Below are 14,712 nucleotides of genomic sequence, written 5' to 3' on the forward strand. Positions count from 1 at the left end.
CTTCAGACGACAACAGGCGCCTCGGCGCCTGTTGTCATTTCACCTGCAGGGGCAGGCGGTAGCGCTGCCCGTTCAGCAGCAAGACCATCTGCCAGTCGCGGCGCCCGGTAACACAGACCGGCAGGGTCGCCCGCGCGCGCCACCCCGTGGCGCTGCGTACGAAGCGGTAGCGGTTGAATCCCATGTCCATGCTTTGCATGCTGAATTCCGCTGCCGGCTCCTCGCCGCCGACCCCGGTCAGTTCGATGACAAAGGACTGCCCCACCACGATCGGACCGAAAAAGCGCAGGGTGCCGCCGCCCGGCAAAGCACAGGAGGTCGCCCCTGCCGCACAGGGCAAGGTCTGTGCCACGGACTTGTCCTGTCCGGACTGCCAATACCAGCGCAGCACCACCAGCTTGACGATGCCCAGCGCCAGCAAGGCCAGCGCGAGCAGCAGCCACTGGCGGCGGTTCATGACCAGGCGCCCCGCATCAGGGCCACGCCGTGCGCGCCATGCGCCTGCGCCAGCGCCAGGTCCGCCGCGTTCAGCCCGCCAAGCGCATACACCGGCAGGGGCGCACCGACCGCCAGCATCTGGCTGAAACCAGTCCAGCCCAGCCCCGGCGCGCCGGGGTGGCTCGGCGTCGGCAGCACATGTCCCAGCAGCGCATAGTCCAGACCGAGCTCACCGGCCTGCTGCAGCTCAGCGGCCTGATGCACGGAGGCACCGACCCAGGGGAAGTCAGGCCGGGCATGACAGGCCTGCAGGCGTGCCGCCGTGAGGTGCACACCATCAATCGGCCACCCAGCCAGCTGTGCCGGATCGGCATTGACCAGCACACGCCCCCCATAGCCATGCACCCGCTGCGCCACCGCCTCGGTGAAGCGCCGCAGCGCCGGCAGGCTCATCTCCGGCTCGCGCACCTGCACCAGGCGCGGGGCATCCGGCGCACTCAGCCGGTGCAGAATGGCGTCCTCGCCCACCAGATGGGCACAGGTGATGGCATAGTCGAATGGCAGGGACAGGGCCTTGATGATCGGGCCATTGGCCGGCAGCATCGGCTCGACCGTCACGGTGCCCGGCGCCATCCAGGCAAACTGCTGCCCCTCCAGCGGACGCGGCTCGCCCTGCCAGTCCCAGACACGGAAAAAGCGCAGCCTGACCGAGGCATGTTCATAGTGGTGCTCGCGCGTCTGCCAGTAACTGGCCCGCGTCATGCGGATGCCCATTTCTTCTGCCAGCTCGCGCGCCAGCGCCTGCTCGAAGCTTTCGCCCGGCTCGACCTTGCCGCCGGGGAATTCCCAGTAACCCGCATAGGGTTTGCCCTCCGGGCGGCTGCCGAGCATATAGCTGCCATCGGGCCGGGTCAGAACCCCGGCCACCACTTCAATGATTTTTGGGGAGGTCATGTCGCCTGCCATACCTTGCGTTCTTTCTTGCTGCGCCCGGCCCAGTCGCAGGCAAACTGCCAGGCCACACGCCCGGAACGGCCGCCACGGGTGAGGGACCATTGCAGCGCTGCCCGTTCGGCCACGGCATCGAATTCGACGGCAAAATGCGCCAGCCAGCCACGGACGGCATCCAGGTACGCCTGCTGATCAAAGGGATAAAACGACAGCCACAGGCCGAAGCGATCCGACAGCGAGATCTTTTCCTCAATGGCTTCGCCGGGATGGATCTCGCCATCGCGGGCGTGAGTATCGAGATTGTCGGCCTGACGCTCCGGCAGCAGGTGGCGCCGGTTGGAGGTGGCATACACCAGCAGGTTGGCCGCCCGGCGGGCAATTCCGCCATCGAGCGCCACCTTGAGCGCCTTGTAGCCATCATCGCCGGCCTCGAAGGAGAGGTCATCGCAAAACAGGATGAAGCGCTCGGGTCGCCCGGCCACCAGATCGACCATCATCGGCAGATCGGCGAGATGATCCTTGTCGACCTCGATCAGGCGCAGCCCCTGGTCGGCGAACAGCGGCAGCAGGGTCTTGATCAGCGAGGTCTTGCCGGTGCCGCGCGCCCCGGTCAGCAGCACATTATTGGCCGGCCGGCCGCGCACGAACTGGCGCGTGTTCTGGATCAGCTGCTCGCGCTGCCGTTCGACATGGGTCAACTGCCCGGGCAACAGGGTGTGGGGCTCATGAATCGGCGCCAGCCAGCCCGCCGCGCCCTGACGGCGCCAGACGAAGGCCGGGGCGGTCCAGTCCGGGGCCTGCGGTGCCGGCGGCAACAGGGTCTCCAGCCGCGACAGCACGGTCTCGGCGCGCACCAGCAAGGCTTCGAGCTTGTCCATGGGCCGCCTCAGTCGCGCAGCGAGACGACGGGCCAGTCATGCGCCTCGGCATGGGCACGCAGTACCGGGTCCGGATCCACTGCCACCGGGTGGCTCACCAGCGACAACAGGGGCAGATCGTTCTTGGAGTCACTGTAGAAGAAGGTCTTGTCGTACTGCGCCAGCTGTTCGCCGCGCTCGGCCAGCCAGGCATGCAGGCGGGTGATCTTGCCCTCCTGGAAGCTCAGCACGCCTTCGGAACGACCAGTGAAATTGCCGGCCGAATCCTGTTCCAGCTCGATGGCAATCAGGTGCTCGACGCCCAGTTCGGCGGCAATCGGCGCCGTGAGGAAGCGGTTGGTCGCGGTAATGATCAGCACCAGATCGCCCTGCGCCCGGTGTGCCGCCAGCAACTGGCGCGCCTTGTCCGGAATGATCGGCAGGATGTGCTCGGCCATGTATTCGGCATGCAGGGCATCCAGCTCGCTGCGCGGGAAGTCCGCCAGGTGCGCCAGCTGGTGGTTGAGTGCTTCCTGCAGGTTGAGTGTTCCGGCCAGGTACTGCTGGTAATACGCCTCGCTCTTTTCCAGGTGCGCCGGCGGCAGCAGTCCGCGCTTGAGCATGAAACGCGGCCACTCGGCCTCGGAGTCACCGGCAATCAGGGTATTGTCGAGATCGAAAATCGCGAGATTCATGGTTGGGCTCTGGTGGTTTGCAAAACGTTTTTGACCAGCGGCACGGTAATCGGCCGGCGCATGGCCAGCGAGTAGCGATCGAGCATGTCGAGCATCGAGATCAGGCTGGACAGGTCGCGCCGCCAGTGGGTCAGCAGATAGCGGAACACATCGTCGGCTACCGCCAGCTGCCGCTTGGCGGCGTGGGCATGCAGGGCAGCCAGTTTTTCCTCGTCGGACAGCGCCTTGACCTCGAACACCAGGCCCCAGCCCAGCCGGGTGCGCAGGTCATCGCGCACGGCCAGCGCCAGCGGCGGCTTGCGCCCGGCCATCAGCAGGTAACCGCTGCCGGCATCTTTCAGCGAGTTGTAGATCGAGAACAGGGTGATCTGATCATCCGGATCCAGGTCATCGATATGGTCGACGGCGATGAAGCTGGCCTCGCGGGCGAAGTCCGGCAGGCGCTCCAGCTTGGCGTCGAGATAGATGGAGGAACGCCCCAGCGTCTCGGCATGGGCAATCCAGGCCTGCAGCAGGTGCGTCTTGCCGCTGCCGGCATCGCCCCACAAATAGATGAAGCGTTCGCTGCCCGGGTCGGTCAGGGCAGAGATCACTTCCCGGTTGCGCTCGGCGACGAAAGTATCGAAAACCGGCAGGGGAACAGGGGCTAAATCCAGTACGAGCTGATCCAAAATCTTGGGCGTGCGAAAGAAAAGTTCAGGGTCTGATTTTACGCTGAACCGGGGCTTGGGCGAAACCTCGTTTTTTTGTCCGCTGCCCGCCCTGTCTCATGACAGTCGATTGACCAGCCAAAGGAGGAAAATTCGGTTAAAATACAGCGGCTTTTGTGCAGATAAAAGCTCGACGTCAAACTATGTCACGTGAAGAAAGCGAGCAGATCTTGAATCCCACGTCCCTCAGTTATCGCGATGCCGGTGTTGATATCGATGCCGGCGACGCGCTGGTCGAAAACATCAAGCCCTACGCCAAGCGCACCATGCGTCCGGAAGTGCTCGGCGGTATCGGCGGTTTCGGCGCACTGGTGGAAATCTCCAAAAAGTACCGCGAGCCGGTACTGGTTTCCGGTACCGACGGCGTCGGCACCAAACTGAAGCTGGCCTTTGACTGGCAGCGCCATGACACCGTGGGCATCGATCTGGTGGCCATGAGCGTCAACGACATTCTGGTGCAGGGCGCTGAACCGCTGTTCTTCCTCGACTACTTTGCCTGCGGCAAGCTGGACGTCGCGCAGGCCACGGAAGTGGTCAAGGGCATTGCAGCCGGTTGCGAACAGGCTGGCTGTGCGCTGATCGGCGGCGAGACCGCGGAAATGCCCGGCATGTACCCGGTCGGCGAGTATGACCTGGCCGGCTTTGCCGTCGGCGTGGTGGAAAAAGCGGCCATCATCACCGGCCGCAGTATCCGCCCGGGCGATGTGGTGCTGGGCCTGGCGTCCAATGGCGCCCACTCCAACGGCTACTCGCTGATCCGCAAGATCATCGAGCGCGCCGCGCCGGATCTGGACGCGCCGTTTGCCGACGGCAAGTCGCTGCGCGACACCGTCATCGCCCCGACCCGCATCTACGTCAAGCCGTTGCTGGCGCTGATGCAGCAGCTGCCGGTCAAGGGCATGGCCCACATCACCGGTGGCGGCATTACCGAGAACACCCCGCGCGTCCTGCCGGAAGGGGTGGTCGCGGAAATCGATGCCGCCAGCTGGCCGTTGCCGCCGCTGTTCCAGTGGCTGCAGCAGCAGGGTGGTGTCGACGCGCAGGAAATGTACCGTACCTTCAACTGCGGCATCGGCATGGTGGTCATCGTGGCGCCGGAGCATGCGGCCGAGGCCAGTGCGCTGCTGGCACAGCAGGGTGAAACGGTTTATACCATCGGCAAGATCCGCCAGCGGGATGGCGCCGAGCATCAGACCCGGGTAAGCTAAGCTCCGTCCGTCACGGCGCCGCGGATCGTCCCCGCGGCGCCGTTATTTTTTGGCACAGCCAGGCGAACACACATGAAAAACATCGTCATCCTGATTTCCGGTCGCGGCTCCAATATGGAGGCCATCGTGCGCGCCCGGCTGCCCGGCGTGCACATTGCCGCCGTCCTGTCCAACCGGGCGGAGGCGGCCGGCCTGGCCTTCGCCCGCGAGCATGGCATTGCCACCGGCGTCGTGGATCACAAGCAATTTGACTCGCGCGAAGCCTTCGACAGCGCCCTGGCGCAGGAAATCGACCGCCACCACCCCGACCTGGTGGTACTGGCCGGCTTCATGCGCATCCTGACCCCGGCGTTCACCCGTCATTACGAAGGACGCATGCTCAACATCCACCCGTCGCTGCTGCCGGCCTTCACCGGCCTGCACACGCACCAGCGCGCCATTGAGGCCGGCTGCAAGCTGGCCGGCTGTACGGTGCATTTCGTCACAGCAGAGCTGGACCACGGGCCGATCGTGGCCCAGGCGGCCGTCCCCGTCCTGCCGGATGATGACGAAAGCCGTCTGGCGGCCCGCGTGCTGCAGCAGGAGCACCGGCTGTATCCCCAGGTCATTGGCTGGTTTGCCGCAGGGCGCCTGCAATGGCAACAGGGGCGTGTCTACCTGCACGAGGAGGCGGATCGCGGTGGCGATGCGCTGGTGAATCCGCGCGGATGAAGCGTCTGCAGCGACAGGCCCTGCTGCTGGCCCTGCTGGTCTCGGTGCTGCTGCATCTGGCACTGCTGGGCTCCGGCTGGCTGCCCTCCTTCGCCCCGCCGCCGGACAGCAAGCTCGATCCGATCAGCATCCGCCTGCAGGCCATGCAACTGGACCCGGCACCAGCGCCCCCCGCCCCCGCAGCCAAAAAAGAAGAGAAAGGCACCATGAGCGTGGCCGCCCTGCCCGGCCACGGGCAACGCCCGCTCAAGAAGCGGCCGGGCAGCGACCAGGCCAGCAGTAGCCCGGCGGCGGTTGCCTCCGACGTCGCGAGCAGGCTGCCGCAGCAGGAGGCCTCCGCCCCGCAGGAGGACAGCCGGAATGCCATCCTGAGTCCGGAGCACGCCCTGCCGCGCTTCCCCAAGGTCGCCCAACTGCACTACCAGGTCTTCTATGGTGCCCTGATGGCCGGGGTGGCGATCATCGACTGGCAGCGCAGCGGCAACCACTATGTGCTGGAAAGCCGCATCCGGCCGATTTTCGGCCCCACGCTGCGCTATCGCTCGAGCGGGGTGATCAGCAGGCACGGGCTCAAGCCCATCGATTACCAGGCCTTCCGCAACGACGATGCGCGCGAACACGCGCATTTCGACTGGGACGGGCTGATACTGGATTACGGCGAGGACAATCGCCAGCAAGTCGCCCTGCAAAAGGGGGCGCAGGATATTTTCAGCCTGATTTACCAGTTGGCGCTGAAAGGGTCGGATGGCGAATCGGTGCAGATCACCACCGGCAAGAAGGTTTACCAATATCCGCTGACCGCGGTCGGCCAGGCCGATTTCGATACCGGCTTCGGCAAGATCCATGCGCTGGTTTTCCGCGCCAGCGGCAGCGACGACACCACCGAATTCTGGCTGGCGCCGGATTTCGCCAATCAACCCGTCCGGATCATCCGTTCGGACACTAGAATGAAACTGGACATGCGGGTCACCGACATTGTCATTGACGACAACAGCGAGTGGCACCTGCCCAAACCCACACCGAGAAAGCACGACAAATGATTCACGCCGCCCAACTGGGACATATTGAAAACGTTATCGGCCAGATGCTGGCCTTTGATCGACCGGCCGACGCGGTTCTGTCGAATTACTTCTACCAGAACAAATCGCTCGGCGCGCAGGATCGCCACCTGATTGCCGAAACCGCCTTCGCCTGCCTGCGCCGGCTGAGCCAGCTGCGGGCGCTGATCGAACCGGATCGTATCACCGCGCGCCGCCTGGCCCTGGCCACCCTGGCCCGGGTGCGCGGCCTCAATCTGAAAGAATTCGGCAGTACCCTGAAGAACAACGAGGCAGAGTGGCTCTCCACCTTCAAGGCCCGCACCCTGCCGGACGATCTGGCCATCCAGGCCGAGCTGCCGCAATGGGTGATCGACCGCCTGGAAGACCAAAGCCCGGAAGCCGTGATGGCACTGGGCCGCGCCATGATGCAAAGTGCGCCGCTGGATCTGCGCGTCAATCTGCTCAAGATGAAGCGCGACGAGGCGCTGAGCCGACTGGATGAAGCCGGCATCAAGGCGGTGGCCACGCCCTATTCGCCGATCGGCATTCGTGTCGAAGGCAAGCCGGCACTCAACAAGCTGGAGCTTTTCAAGAGCGGTGCCATCGAGGTACAGGACGAAGGCAGCCAGATCCTCGGCCTGATGGTCGGTGCCCGCCGCGGCGAGATGGTGGCCGATTTCTGCGCCGGCGCCGGTGGCAAAACCCTGCTGCTGGGCGCACAGATGGCCTCCACCGGCCGGCTGTATGCTTTCGATATCGCGGAAAAGCGTCTGGCCAATCTCAAGCCGCGCCTGGCCCGCTCCGGCCTGTCCAACGTTCACCCGCAGCTGATTGCCAATGAAAACGACGCCCGTATCAAGCGCCTGGCCGGCAAGCTGGATCGCGTGCTGGTCGATGCCCCCTGCTCCGGTCTCGGCACCCTGCGCCGCAACCCGGATCTGAAGTTCCGCCAGACGCCGGAATCGGTGGCCGCGCTGAACGAGCAGCAGCTTTCGATCCTGACCAGCGCCAGCCGCCTGGTACGCCAGGGCGGACGATTGGTCTATGCGACCTGCAGCCTGCTGCCACAAGAAAACCAGCAGATCGTCGACAGCTTCCTTTCTACTCATACGGAATATTCTATTATTCCGGCATCAGAGATCCTCGCCGAGCAGAAAATCCCGCTGGCAATGCAAGACACGCTCAGCATCAATCCGGCACGTGACAATATGGACGGTTTCTTCGCCGTGGTATTGGCAAAAGAGGGCAAATGACCTAAGATTGAATATTAGATAATTCGAATTTTTCAAAAAAGGACGATAGCCGCATGCCAGATCAGCACGTTGCCGGACTGCTCAGACAACAGATAAGTCGGCGTCTGCGCCACTTTGTCCTGTCGACAGCCCTGTGGCGACGACGTTCCCCGATCTGGCTGGCGGCCGTGCTGATCGGCATTACCGCTTTCATCTTTTCGAGCGGCAGCAAACTGGCGCACAGCCTGTTCGAAGCCGCCTACGCCCACTCGCCCTACTGGTCGCTGCTGATTACCCCCTGCGGCCTGGGGCTGTCGGTGCTCCTGCTCAATCGCTACTTTGCCGGGGCCGTCGGCGGCGGCATTCCGCAGGCCATTGCCTCGCTACATCCCGGCACCCTGGCGCTGCGCGAGCGCATCCTGACCATCAAGGCCGCCTTCGGTCAGATCCTGCTGACCCTGATCGGTATTTCCTCCGGCGCCACCTTCGGCTACGAGGGCCCGATCGTGCAGGTCGGGGCTGCCATCAAGTACAGCCTGAACCGGGCCTCCGCGATCAAGAACGAGGGGACCTCGCGCAGTCTGATCCTGGCCGGCGGCGCCGCCAGCGTCGCCGCCGCCTTCAATGCGCCGCTGGCCGGCATCGTGTTCGCCATTGAAGAGATGAGCCATGCCTTCGACCAGCGGGCCACCTCGACCATTCTGCTGTCGGTGATCATTGCCGGTCTGACCGCCATGAGTCTGGAAGGCAATTACAACTACTTCGGCATCACCTCGGTCACGATCGACCTGCACCAGGGCTGGGTTGCCCTGCCGGTCTGCGGCATCGCCGGGGGGCTGCTCGGCGGCCTGACCGCCAAGGTCATGCTCAAGCTGGCCAGTCATCTGCCGACCCCGCTCAACCGTCTGCGCGCGGAGCACCCGATCCTGTTTGCCATGCTGTGCGGCCTGCTGATTGCCGTCATCGGCATTCTGGCCCATGGCATCACCTTCGGTACCGGCTACTGGCGCGCGCGCGAAATCATCCTGCAAGGCGGTGACGGCCTGGAGGCCTATGGTCCCCTCAAGTGGCTGACCATGCTGATCAGCTTCATCAGCGGCGCACCGGGCGGCACGCTGGCGCCTTCGCTGGCGGTTGGTGCAGGTATCGGACTTAATCTGGCGTCGCTGATGCCGGATCTGCCGCAGACCGCCATCATCCTGCTGGGCATGGTGGCTTTCTTCTCCGGCATGACCCAGGCGCCGATGACCGGCTTCGTCATCGTGATGGAAATGAGCGACTCCTCCAGCATGATCATCCCGCTGATGGCCGCGGCACTGATTGCCGCCAACCTGTCGCGCTTCATCTGCCGCAAGGCGCTGTACGGTGAACTGGGCAATATGCTGCTGCGCAAGGTCCGGCAGCAAGAAGCACAAATTGACCAGGCGCGGCGCGCCGCGTAAAATACCCAATCAGATCAGTCGGGTATTAATCCCGCATGCCCTCATCATCAGGAGCCCAGCCATGGACACCCAGCAACACATTCAGCAAACCGTTACTGACAATCCGGTCGTACTCTACATGAAGGGCTCGGCCCAGTTTCCGCAATGCGGTTTCTCCTCCCGCGCCGTACAGTTGATCAAGGCCTGTGGCGTCGCCAAATTCCTCACGGTGGATGTCCTGGCTGACCCGGACGTGCGTCAGGGCATCAAGGAATTCTCCAACTGGCCGACCATCCCGCAACTGTACGTCAAGGGCGAGTTCATCGGCGGGTCGGACATCATGGCCGAAATGTACCAGAACGGAGAGCTGCAAAGCCTGCTGAAGGAATTTGCCGGCTGAGGCATGGTCTGGCACGACAGACCGTGCTAGAATACGCTCCCATACCTGCGTCAGTGTCAGAAAAGCGCCGCGGTTCACCGAAACCGGCCGGCAGCGCGACACCCGCACCGAGCGGCAGCGAAAGCTGCCGTTGACGTATGAAAAGCTGTTTTTCACCGGTCGCAGCCGTGGAAAAACAGCTTTTTCACAAGGTTTGGGACCCAGCATGAACATCACCGTCGTCAATCACCCGCTGATCCAGCACAAACTCGGCCTGCTGCGCGAGGGCGAAATCAGCACCATGAAATTCCGTCAGCTGACTCAGGAGCTGGCGCGTCTGCTCGCCTACGAAGCCACCCGCGACTTCGAACTGGAAACGGTCACCATCGAGGGCTGGTGCGGCCCGATCGAGGTGCAACAGATCAAGGGCAAGAAAGTGACCGTCGTGCCCATCCTGCGTGCCGGCCTCGGCATGCTCGACGGCGTACTCGATCTGGTGCCGTCGGCCAAGATCAGCGTCGTCGGCCTGTACCGCAACGAAGAAACCCTGGAACCGGTTCCCTACTTCGACAAGTTCGTCGACAGCCTGGACGAGCGCATCGCCCTGATCATCGACCCGATGCTGGCCACCGGCGGCTCGATGGTCGCCACCATCGACCTGCTCAAGCGCAAGGGCTGCAAGCACATCAAGGCCGTGGTCATGGTAGCGGCACCGGAAGGGGTGAAAGTCGTCAACAGCGCCCACCCGGACGTGCAGATCTATTCGGCCTCGCTCGACAGCCACCTGAATGAAGTCGGCTACATCATCCCGGGTCTGGGCGATGCCGGCGACAAGATCTTCGGCACCAAGCACGCCTGACATGACATCCGACACCACGCCGCTTGCCCCTTTTGGCCAAGCGGCTTTTTTGCAACCTGCCGAAACGCCACACCAGAGGAAACAGCCATGAATGCCTGGCAACAGATCGACCATGATTTTCTGCTGCGCTTTCCCGGCGGCCTGTCCGACCCGGACTGGCTGACGCTCGGCAAGAAGCACAAGAGTGTCAACAACGTCATGCGGCTGTGCGCCGAAGGCCTGGCCGAACCCGCCATGGCCGCTGCCCTGGCGAAGGATGATCTGGCCGGTCTGATCGACACCTGCCGCCAGATCATCGGTCGCAGCACCACGGTCAGCACCTTCGAAAAGATGGCCATGCGCAATTATCTGGCCTTCAGCGACGTACACCGGCCCTTCCTGCACAGTCTGCATGCCCTGCTGCATCACTTCGGACCGGGCAGCTTTGCCGATTTCGTCGAGGTGCTGCAGCTCTGCCGCCACGACCACAACGCCAACCCGGCCAAGTGGCCGGTCGTGACCTGCTTCCTGGCCTACAGCCAGCCGTTCGAGCATGTCTGCATCAAGCCGACCACTATCAAGCGTCTGGCGGCACGGCTGCAGGTGGACATTGCCTATCAGGCACTGCCCAATTACGACACCTACCAGCGGGTACGGCAGATGGTGCAGACCTTCCGCCAGCACAGCACCCTGGCAGCCGGACAGAACAACATCATTGCCCAGGCCATCATGTACTGCACCGCATGAAGGACAACATGGCGCCGGAACGGCGCCCCCATTATCACTATCCCGACAAGAGAGATCGCCCATGTTCCAACAACTGAAGTTAGCCGTCTCCGGCGCCCAGATCCTGTTCGTCGCCTTCGGCGCGCTGGTTCTGGTGCCGCTGCTGACCGGTCTGAACCCCGCCATGGCCCTGCTGGGCGGCGGCATCGGTACTTTGCTGTTCCAGCTCTGCACCCGGCGCCAGGTACCGATTTTCCTCGGCTCCTCCTTTGCCTTCATCGGACCGATCATCTACTCGGCCCACACCTGGGGCATGCCATCGACCCTGTTCGGCCTGTTCTGTGCCGGCTTCATGTACTTCCTGTTCGCCGCACTGATCCGCTGGCGCGGCATCGAGATGGTCAATCGGCTGCTGCCCCCGGTGGTCATCGGCCCGGTCATCATGATCATCGGCCTGTCCGTCGCCGGAGCCGCCTCGAACATGGCCATGGGCCGTGCCGGCGGCGCACAGGTCATGGATTACCACACGGCCCTGCTGCTGGCCGGCATCTCGCTGGCCACCACCATCGTGGTGTCGCTGTTTGCCCGCGGCATGTTCCGCCTGGTGCCGATCCTGGCCGGGGTCAGCGTCGGCTACCTGTGCGCCGTGTTCATGGGTCAGGTGGATCTGGCCAAAATCGCCGCAGCACCGTGGTTTGCCGTACCGCACTTCATCACCCCGCAGGTCAACTGGGCGGCCGCCTTGTTCATGCTGCCGGTCGCCATTGCGCCGGCCATCGAACATATTGGCGGCGTGATGGCCATCGGTGGTGTCACCGGCAAGGACTACACCAAGCATCCCGGCCTGCACCGCACGCTGTTCGGTGACGGCCTGGGCGTCTGTCTGGCCGGTCTGATCGGCGGCCCGCCGGTCACCACCTATGCCGAAGTCACCGGCGCGGTCATGATTACCCGCAACTTCAATCCGGTCACCATGACCTGGGCTGCCCTGTTTGCCATCGCCATGGCCTTCTTCGGCAAGTTCAACGCACTGCTGCAGTCGATCCCGATGCCGGTCATGGGCGGCATCATGGTGCTGCTGTTCGGCACCATCGCCTCGATTGGTCTGAAAACCCTGATCGAAGCCAAGGTCGACCTGATGGAACCACGCAATCTGGTGATCATCTCGGTGGTACTCACCGCCGGCATCGGTGGCCTGGAACTGAAAATCGGCAACCTTGGTCTGGCCGGTGTCGGCCTGTGCTCGCTGCTGGCACTGATCCTGAACCTGATTCTGCCCAAACATGCCCCCAGTCATGAGGGGATTCCGGAAGGGCAGGATCTCTGACAAGACAGGCCGGGACGACCCCCGGCCTTTTCTTCCGCTGAGCAGCTGGCTGGCCCCTGATGCGCAGGGTATGATTCTGGCATTCACCGCTCAGGAGCCCTACCATGCTGCTCGACAAGCAACACGCTGTTCTGCTGGTCATCGATGTACAGGAAAAACTGCTCCCCGCCATCCTCGACGCCCCCCTGCTCGAACGCCGCCTGGCCTGGCTGATCGGCGCCTGCCATGACCACCAGCTGCCGATTGTCTTCTCCGAGCAATATCCGCGCGGTCTCGGACAGACGCTGCCGGCCTTGCTGGCCCTGGCCCCGGACGCCAGCGTGGTCGACAAGCTGCACTTCTCCTGCATCGCCGCCGGCTGCCTGCCGGACCATGCCCTGCGGCAACGGCACTTCATCCTGTGTGGTATGGAAAGTCATGTCTGCGTGCTGCAAACCGCCATGGATCTGCTGCGCCTGGACAAGCAGGTCTTCGTGGTGGCAGATGCCATCGGCAGCCGCCATGCAGCCGATCACCAGCTGGCACTGGAACGGCTGCGCCAGGCAGGAGCCCAGATCGTGACGCGTGAGATGGTGCTGTTTGAAATCCTGCAGCAGGCCGGTACCGATGCCTTCAAGGCCGCCAGCAAGACCTATCTGCAGGGGGAACAGCCCTGAGCAATGGATCGGCGCAGAAAAGAAAAAAGGCTGCCCTCAGGCAGCCTTTTTCATGCGATCAGACGAGGATCAGGCCAGAGCCGAAACCACGATCTTGATCGGTGCAACCACGTCGTGGTGCAGGGCGATTTCCAGTTCGTATTCGCCGATGGCCTTCAGCGGGCCGTTCGGCAGGCGAACTTCGTGACGCTTGATTTCAACGCCGAAAGCGGTAACCGCTTCAGCGATGTCAACGTTGGTCACCGAGCCGAACAGGCGGCCATCAACACCGGCCTTTTGTTCGATGGTGACAACAGCGCCTTCCAGCTTTTCGCCACGAACCTTGGCATCAGCCAGGATCTGAGCTTGCTTGGCTTCGAGTTCGGCGCGACGAGCTTCGAACTCTTTCAGGTTGGCTTCCGTTGCACGCTTGGCCTTGCCTTGCGGGATCAGGAAGTTACGGCCGTAGCCGTCCTTGACCTTGACGACATCGCCCAGTTGACCCAGGTTGGCTACTTTTTCGAGCAGAATTACTTGCATCTTGTCTGTTCCTTTCCCGGATTAGTGCTGATCGGTGTACGGCAGGAACGCCAGGAAGCGAGCACGCTTGATCGCGGTGGTCAGCTGACGCTGGTAGCGGGCCTTGGTGCCGGTGATGCGAGCCGGGATGATCTTGCCGTTTTCGGCGATGAAATCCTTCAGCAGTTCAACCGACTTGTAGTCGATTTCCTTGATGCCTTCTGCCGTGAAGCGGCAGAACTTCTTGCGCTTGAAGAGTTGACGTGCCATTTGTCTAACCTTTTACAAATTCAACGTATTCGATATGCAGTACCAACCGCGGATTTTTCAGACTGCGCTGACTGAGGAAACCGGTGAGTGTCACCGTGTTGCCGGCCAGCTTGCCCGCATGGAGCGGCGCCTGTTTGCCGATCAGGACGGCCTGGATTTCACAGGTCACATCCCGCTCGAAGCCTGCTTCATTCTGCTTCGAATGGTGCCTGAGCCACATTTCCAGCACCGGAAGACCGGCCGGGGTGTATCTCAGTGCTTCTTCGCGTTCGACTGTCGCGGTCAATACCAGGTGATTCTGCAAAACATCCGCCTCAGGCAGCGGCTTCAGCCTCTTCAGCCGATTGCTGACCGTCGAGCAGGTTCTTGGCCTTCTCGTCCTTCATCATCGGGGAAGCTTCAGTCACGGCATGAGCCATCTTGATGGTCAGATGACGCAGAACCGCATCGTTGAATTTGAATGCGTGTTCAAGTTCAGCGAGGGTTTCGGTTGCGCACTCGATGTTCATCAGAACATAGTGAGCCTTGTGCAGCTTCTGGATCGGGTAAGCCAGTTGACGGCGGCCCCAGTCTTCCAGACGGTGAATCACGCCACCAGCGCTGACAACCATGCCCTTGTAGCGTTCGATCATCGCCGGAACCTGTTCGCTTTGGTCCGGATGTACGATGAACACAATCTCGTAATGACGCATGTGAACTCCTTTTGGATTAAAGCCCTTCCACCATGCGTGTGGAAAAGCAAGGGTAGAAACCGG

Annotated in this window: 19 protein-coding genes; 10 read left to right on the forward strand and 9 right to left on the reverse strand. The window is 62.8% G+C overall.

Annotated elements, in window-relative coordinates; genetic code table 11:
* Positions 1–34 precede the first annotated feature (34 nt).
* Genes JNO51_RS13090 through hda form a run of 5 tightly spaced genes read right to left on the reverse strand, consistent with a single transcriptional unit; the run spans position 35 to position 3,612 of the window.
* Entirely contained in the window at positions 35–457 is a 423-nt protein-coding gene (locus tag JNO51_RS13090; RefSeq protein WP_215777946.1) for a hypothetical protein, read from the reverse strand.
* Positions 454–1,392: a Nudix family hydrolase gene (locus JNO51_RS13095; protein WP_215777948.1), complete on the reverse strand. Its 939-nt coding sequence runs from the start codon at positions 1,390–1,392 to the stop codon at positions 454–456. The genes JNO51_RS13090 and JNO51_RS13095 overlap by 4 nt, the downstream gene beginning before the upstream one ends.
* On the reverse strand, positions 1,389–2,267 hold the full coding sequence (locus tag JNO51_RS13100) for an ATP-binding protein (RefSeq protein ID WP_215777950.1): 879 nt from the start codon (positions 2,265–2,267) through the stop codon (positions 1,389–1,391). Before JNO51_RS13100 ends, JNO51_RS13095 begins: the two co-directional genes overlap by 4 nt.
* 8 nt (positions 2,268–2,275) lie before the next feature.
* A complete protein-coding gene (locus JNO51_RS13105; protein WP_215777953.1) occupies positions 2,276–2,941 on the reverse strand; it encodes an HAD family phosphatase in 666 nt (221 codons plus the stop codon).
* Entirely contained in the window at positions 2,938–3,612 is a 675-nt protein-coding gene (gene hda / locus JNO51_RS13110) for a DnaA regulatory inactivator Hda (RefSeq protein WP_215777955.1), read from the reverse strand. Before hda ends, JNO51_RS13105 begins: the two co-directional genes overlap by 4 nt.
* A gap of 182 nt (positions 3,613–3,794) precedes the next feature.
* Between hda and purM the strand changes: the two genes are divergently transcribed.
* From purM to JNO51_RS13160, 10 genes are all read left to right on the forward strand, one after another.
* Positions 3,795–4,859, forward strand: a complete 1,065-nt coding sequence (gene purM / locus JNO51_RS13115) for a phosphoribosylformylglycinamidine cyclo-ligase (protein WP_215777957.1) — start codon at positions 3,795–3,797, stop codon at positions 4,857–4,859.
* Between the two features lie 72 nt (positions 4,860–4,931).
* Positions 4,932–5,570: a phosphoribosylglycinamide formyltransferase gene (gene purN, locus JNO51_RS13120; RefSeq protein ID WP_215777959.1), complete on the forward strand. Its 639-nt coding sequence runs from the start codon at positions 4,932–4,934 to the stop codon at positions 5,568–5,570.
* A complete protein-coding gene (locus JNO51_RS13125) occupies positions 5,567–6,610 on the forward strand; it encodes a DUF3108 domain-containing protein (protein ID WP_215777961.1) in 1,044 nt (347 codons plus the stop codon). The genes purN and JNO51_RS13125 overlap by 4 nt, the downstream gene beginning before the upstream one ends.
* Complete coding sequence (locus JNO51_RS13130; protein ID WP_215782726.1) at positions 6,610–7,863, forward strand: RsmB/NOP family class I SAM-dependent RNA methyltransferase; 1,254 nt, start codon at positions 6,610–6,612, stop codon at positions 7,861–7,863. Before JNO51_RS13125 ends, JNO51_RS13130 begins: the two co-directional genes overlap by 1 nt.
* A 53-nt stretch (positions 7,864–7,916) precedes the next feature.
* On the forward strand, positions 7,917–9,284 hold the full coding sequence (locus JNO51_RS13135; protein WP_215777963.1) for a chloride channel protein: 1,368 nt from the start codon (positions 7,917–7,919) through the stop codon (positions 9,282–9,284).
* 61 nt (positions 9,285–9,345) lie between these two features.
* Positions 9,346–9,663, forward strand: coding sequence for a Grx4 family monothiol glutaredoxin (grxD, locus tag JNO51_RS13140; RefSeq protein WP_215777966.1), 318 nt, complete (start codon positions 9,346–9,348; stop codon positions 9,661–9,663).
* 205 nt (positions 9,664–9,868) lie between these two features.
* The gene (gene upp / locus JNO51_RS13145; protein ID WP_215777968.1) at positions 9,869–10,501 is read left to right on the forward strand and encodes a uracil phosphoribosyltransferase; all 633 of its coding nucleotides are present in this window, start codon (positions 9,869–9,871) and stop codon (positions 10,499–10,501) included.
* 87 nt (positions 10,502–10,588) lie between these two features.
* A complete protein-coding gene (locus JNO51_RS13150; protein ID WP_215777971.1) occupies positions 10,589–11,227 on the forward strand; it encodes a hypothetical protein in 639 nt (212 codons plus the stop codon).
* A gap of 61 nt (positions 11,228–11,288) precedes the next feature.
* Positions 11,289–12,533: a uracil-xanthine permease family protein gene (locus JNO51_RS13155; RefSeq protein ID WP_215777973.1), complete on the forward strand. Its 1,245-nt coding sequence runs from the start codon at positions 11,289–11,291 to the stop codon at positions 12,531–12,533.
* A gap of 104 nt (positions 12,534–12,637) precedes the next feature.
* Positions 12,638–13,189 carry a hydrolase gene (locus JNO51_RS13160; protein ID WP_215777975.1) on the forward strand — a complete coding sequence of 184 codons (552 nt, stop codon included), beginning with the start codon at positions 12,638–12,640 and terminating at the stop codon, positions 13,187–13,189.
* A 69-nt stretch (positions 13,190–13,258) separates the two neighbouring features.
* Here the strand turns inward: JNO51_RS13160 and rplI are convergent, their stop codons facing one another.
* The 4 genes from rplI to rpsF are packed head-to-tail and all read right to left on the reverse strand — an operon-like array spanning position 13,259 to position 14,649.
* Entirely contained in the window at positions 13,259–13,708 is a 450-nt protein-coding gene (gene rplI, locus JNO51_RS13165; RefSeq protein WP_215777977.1) for a 50S ribosomal protein L9, read from the reverse strand.
* 21 nt (positions 13,709–13,729) lie between these two features.
* Complete coding sequence (gene rpsR / locus JNO51_RS13170; protein ID WP_133678808.1) at positions 13,730–13,957, reverse strand: 30S ribosomal protein S18; 228 nt, start codon at positions 13,955–13,957, stop codon at positions 13,730–13,732.
* Between the two features lie 4 nt (positions 13,958–13,961).
* Positions 13,962–14,261 (reverse strand): primosomal replication protein N, encoded by a 300-nt coding sequence (gene priB / locus JNO51_RS13175; RefSeq protein WP_215777979.1) that lies wholly within the window; start codon positions 14,259–14,261, stop codon positions 13,962–13,964.
* Between the two features lie 10 nt (positions 14,262–14,271).
* On the reverse strand, positions 14,272–14,649 hold the full coding sequence (gene rpsF / locus JNO51_RS13180) for a 30S ribosomal protein S6 (protein WP_215777981.1): 378 nt from the start codon (positions 14,647–14,649) through the stop codon (positions 14,272–14,274).
* Positions 14,650–14,712: the final 63 nt, after the last annotated feature.

The organism is Paludibacterium sp. B53371 (assembly GCF_018802765.1).
In the GTDB taxonomy this organism is placed as follows: domain Bacteria; phylum Pseudomonadota; class Gammaproteobacteria; order Burkholderiales; family Chromobacteriaceae; genus Paludibacterium.

Excerpts from the sequence above, each read along its gene's own strand:
- JNO51_RS13150 (WP_215777971.1), top strand. The coding sequence starts at position 10,589 with ATGAATGCCTGGCAACAGATCGACCATGATTTTCTGCTGCGCTTTCCC.
- rpsF (WP_215777981.1), bottom strand. The coding sequence starts at position 14,649 with ATGCGTCATTACGAGATTGTGTTCATCGTACATCCGGACCAAAGCGAA.
- JNO51_RS13155 (WP_215777973.1), top strand. The coding sequence starts at position 11,289 with ATGTTCCAACAACTGAAGTTAGCCGTCTCCGGCGCCCAGATCCTGTTC.
- JNO51_RS13125 (WP_215777961.1), top strand. The coding sequence starts at position 5,567 with ATGAAGCGTCTGCAGCGACAGGCCCTGCTGCTGGCCCTGCTGGTCTCG.
- purM (WP_215777957.1), top strand. The coding sequence starts at position 3,795 with ATGTCACGTGAAGAAAGCGAGCAGATCTTGAATCCCACGTCCCTCAGT.
- JNO51_RS13100 (WP_215777950.1), bottom strand. The coding sequence starts at position 2,267 with ATGGACAAGCTCGAAGCCTTGCTGGTGCGCGCCGAGACCGTGCTGTCG.
- JNO51_RS13135 (WP_215777963.1), top strand. The coding sequence starts at position 7,917 with ATGCCAGATCAGCACGTTGCCGGACTGCTCAGACAACAGATAAGTCGG.
- grxD (WP_215777966.1), top strand. The coding sequence starts at position 9,346 with ATGGACACCCAGCAACACATTCAGCAAACCGTTACTGACAATCCGGTC.
- JNO51_RS13090 (WP_215777946.1), bottom strand. The coding sequence starts at position 457 with ATGAACCGCCGCCAGTGGCTGCTGCTCGCGCTGGCCTTGCTGGCGCTG.
- upp (WP_215777968.1), top strand. The coding sequence starts at position 9,869 with ATGAACATCACCGTCGTCAATCACCCGCTGATCCAGCACAAACTCGGC.
- rpsR (WP_133678808.1), bottom strand. The coding sequence starts at position 13,957 with ATGGCACGTCAACTCTTCAAGCGCAAGAAGTTCTGCCGCTTCACGGCA.
- JNO51_RS13105 (WP_215777953.1), bottom strand. The coding sequence starts at position 2,941 with ATGAATCTCGCGATTTTCGATCTCGACAATACCCTGATTGCCGGTGAC.
- rplI (WP_215777977.1), bottom strand. The coding sequence starts at position 13,708 with ATGCAAGTAATTCTGCTCGAAAAAGTAGCCAACCTGGGTCAACTGGGC.
- purN (WP_215777959.1), top strand. The coding sequence starts at position 4,932 with ATGAAAAACATCGTCATCCTGATTTCCGGTCGCGGCTCCAATATGGAG.
- JNO51_RS13160 (WP_215777975.1), top strand. The coding sequence starts at position 12,638 with ATGCTGCTCGACAAGCAACACGCTGTTCTGCTGGTCATCGATGTACAG.
- JNO51_RS13095 (WP_215777948.1), bottom strand. The coding sequence starts at position 1,392 with ATGACCTCCCCAAAAATCATTGAAGTGGTGGCCGGGGTTCTGACCCGG.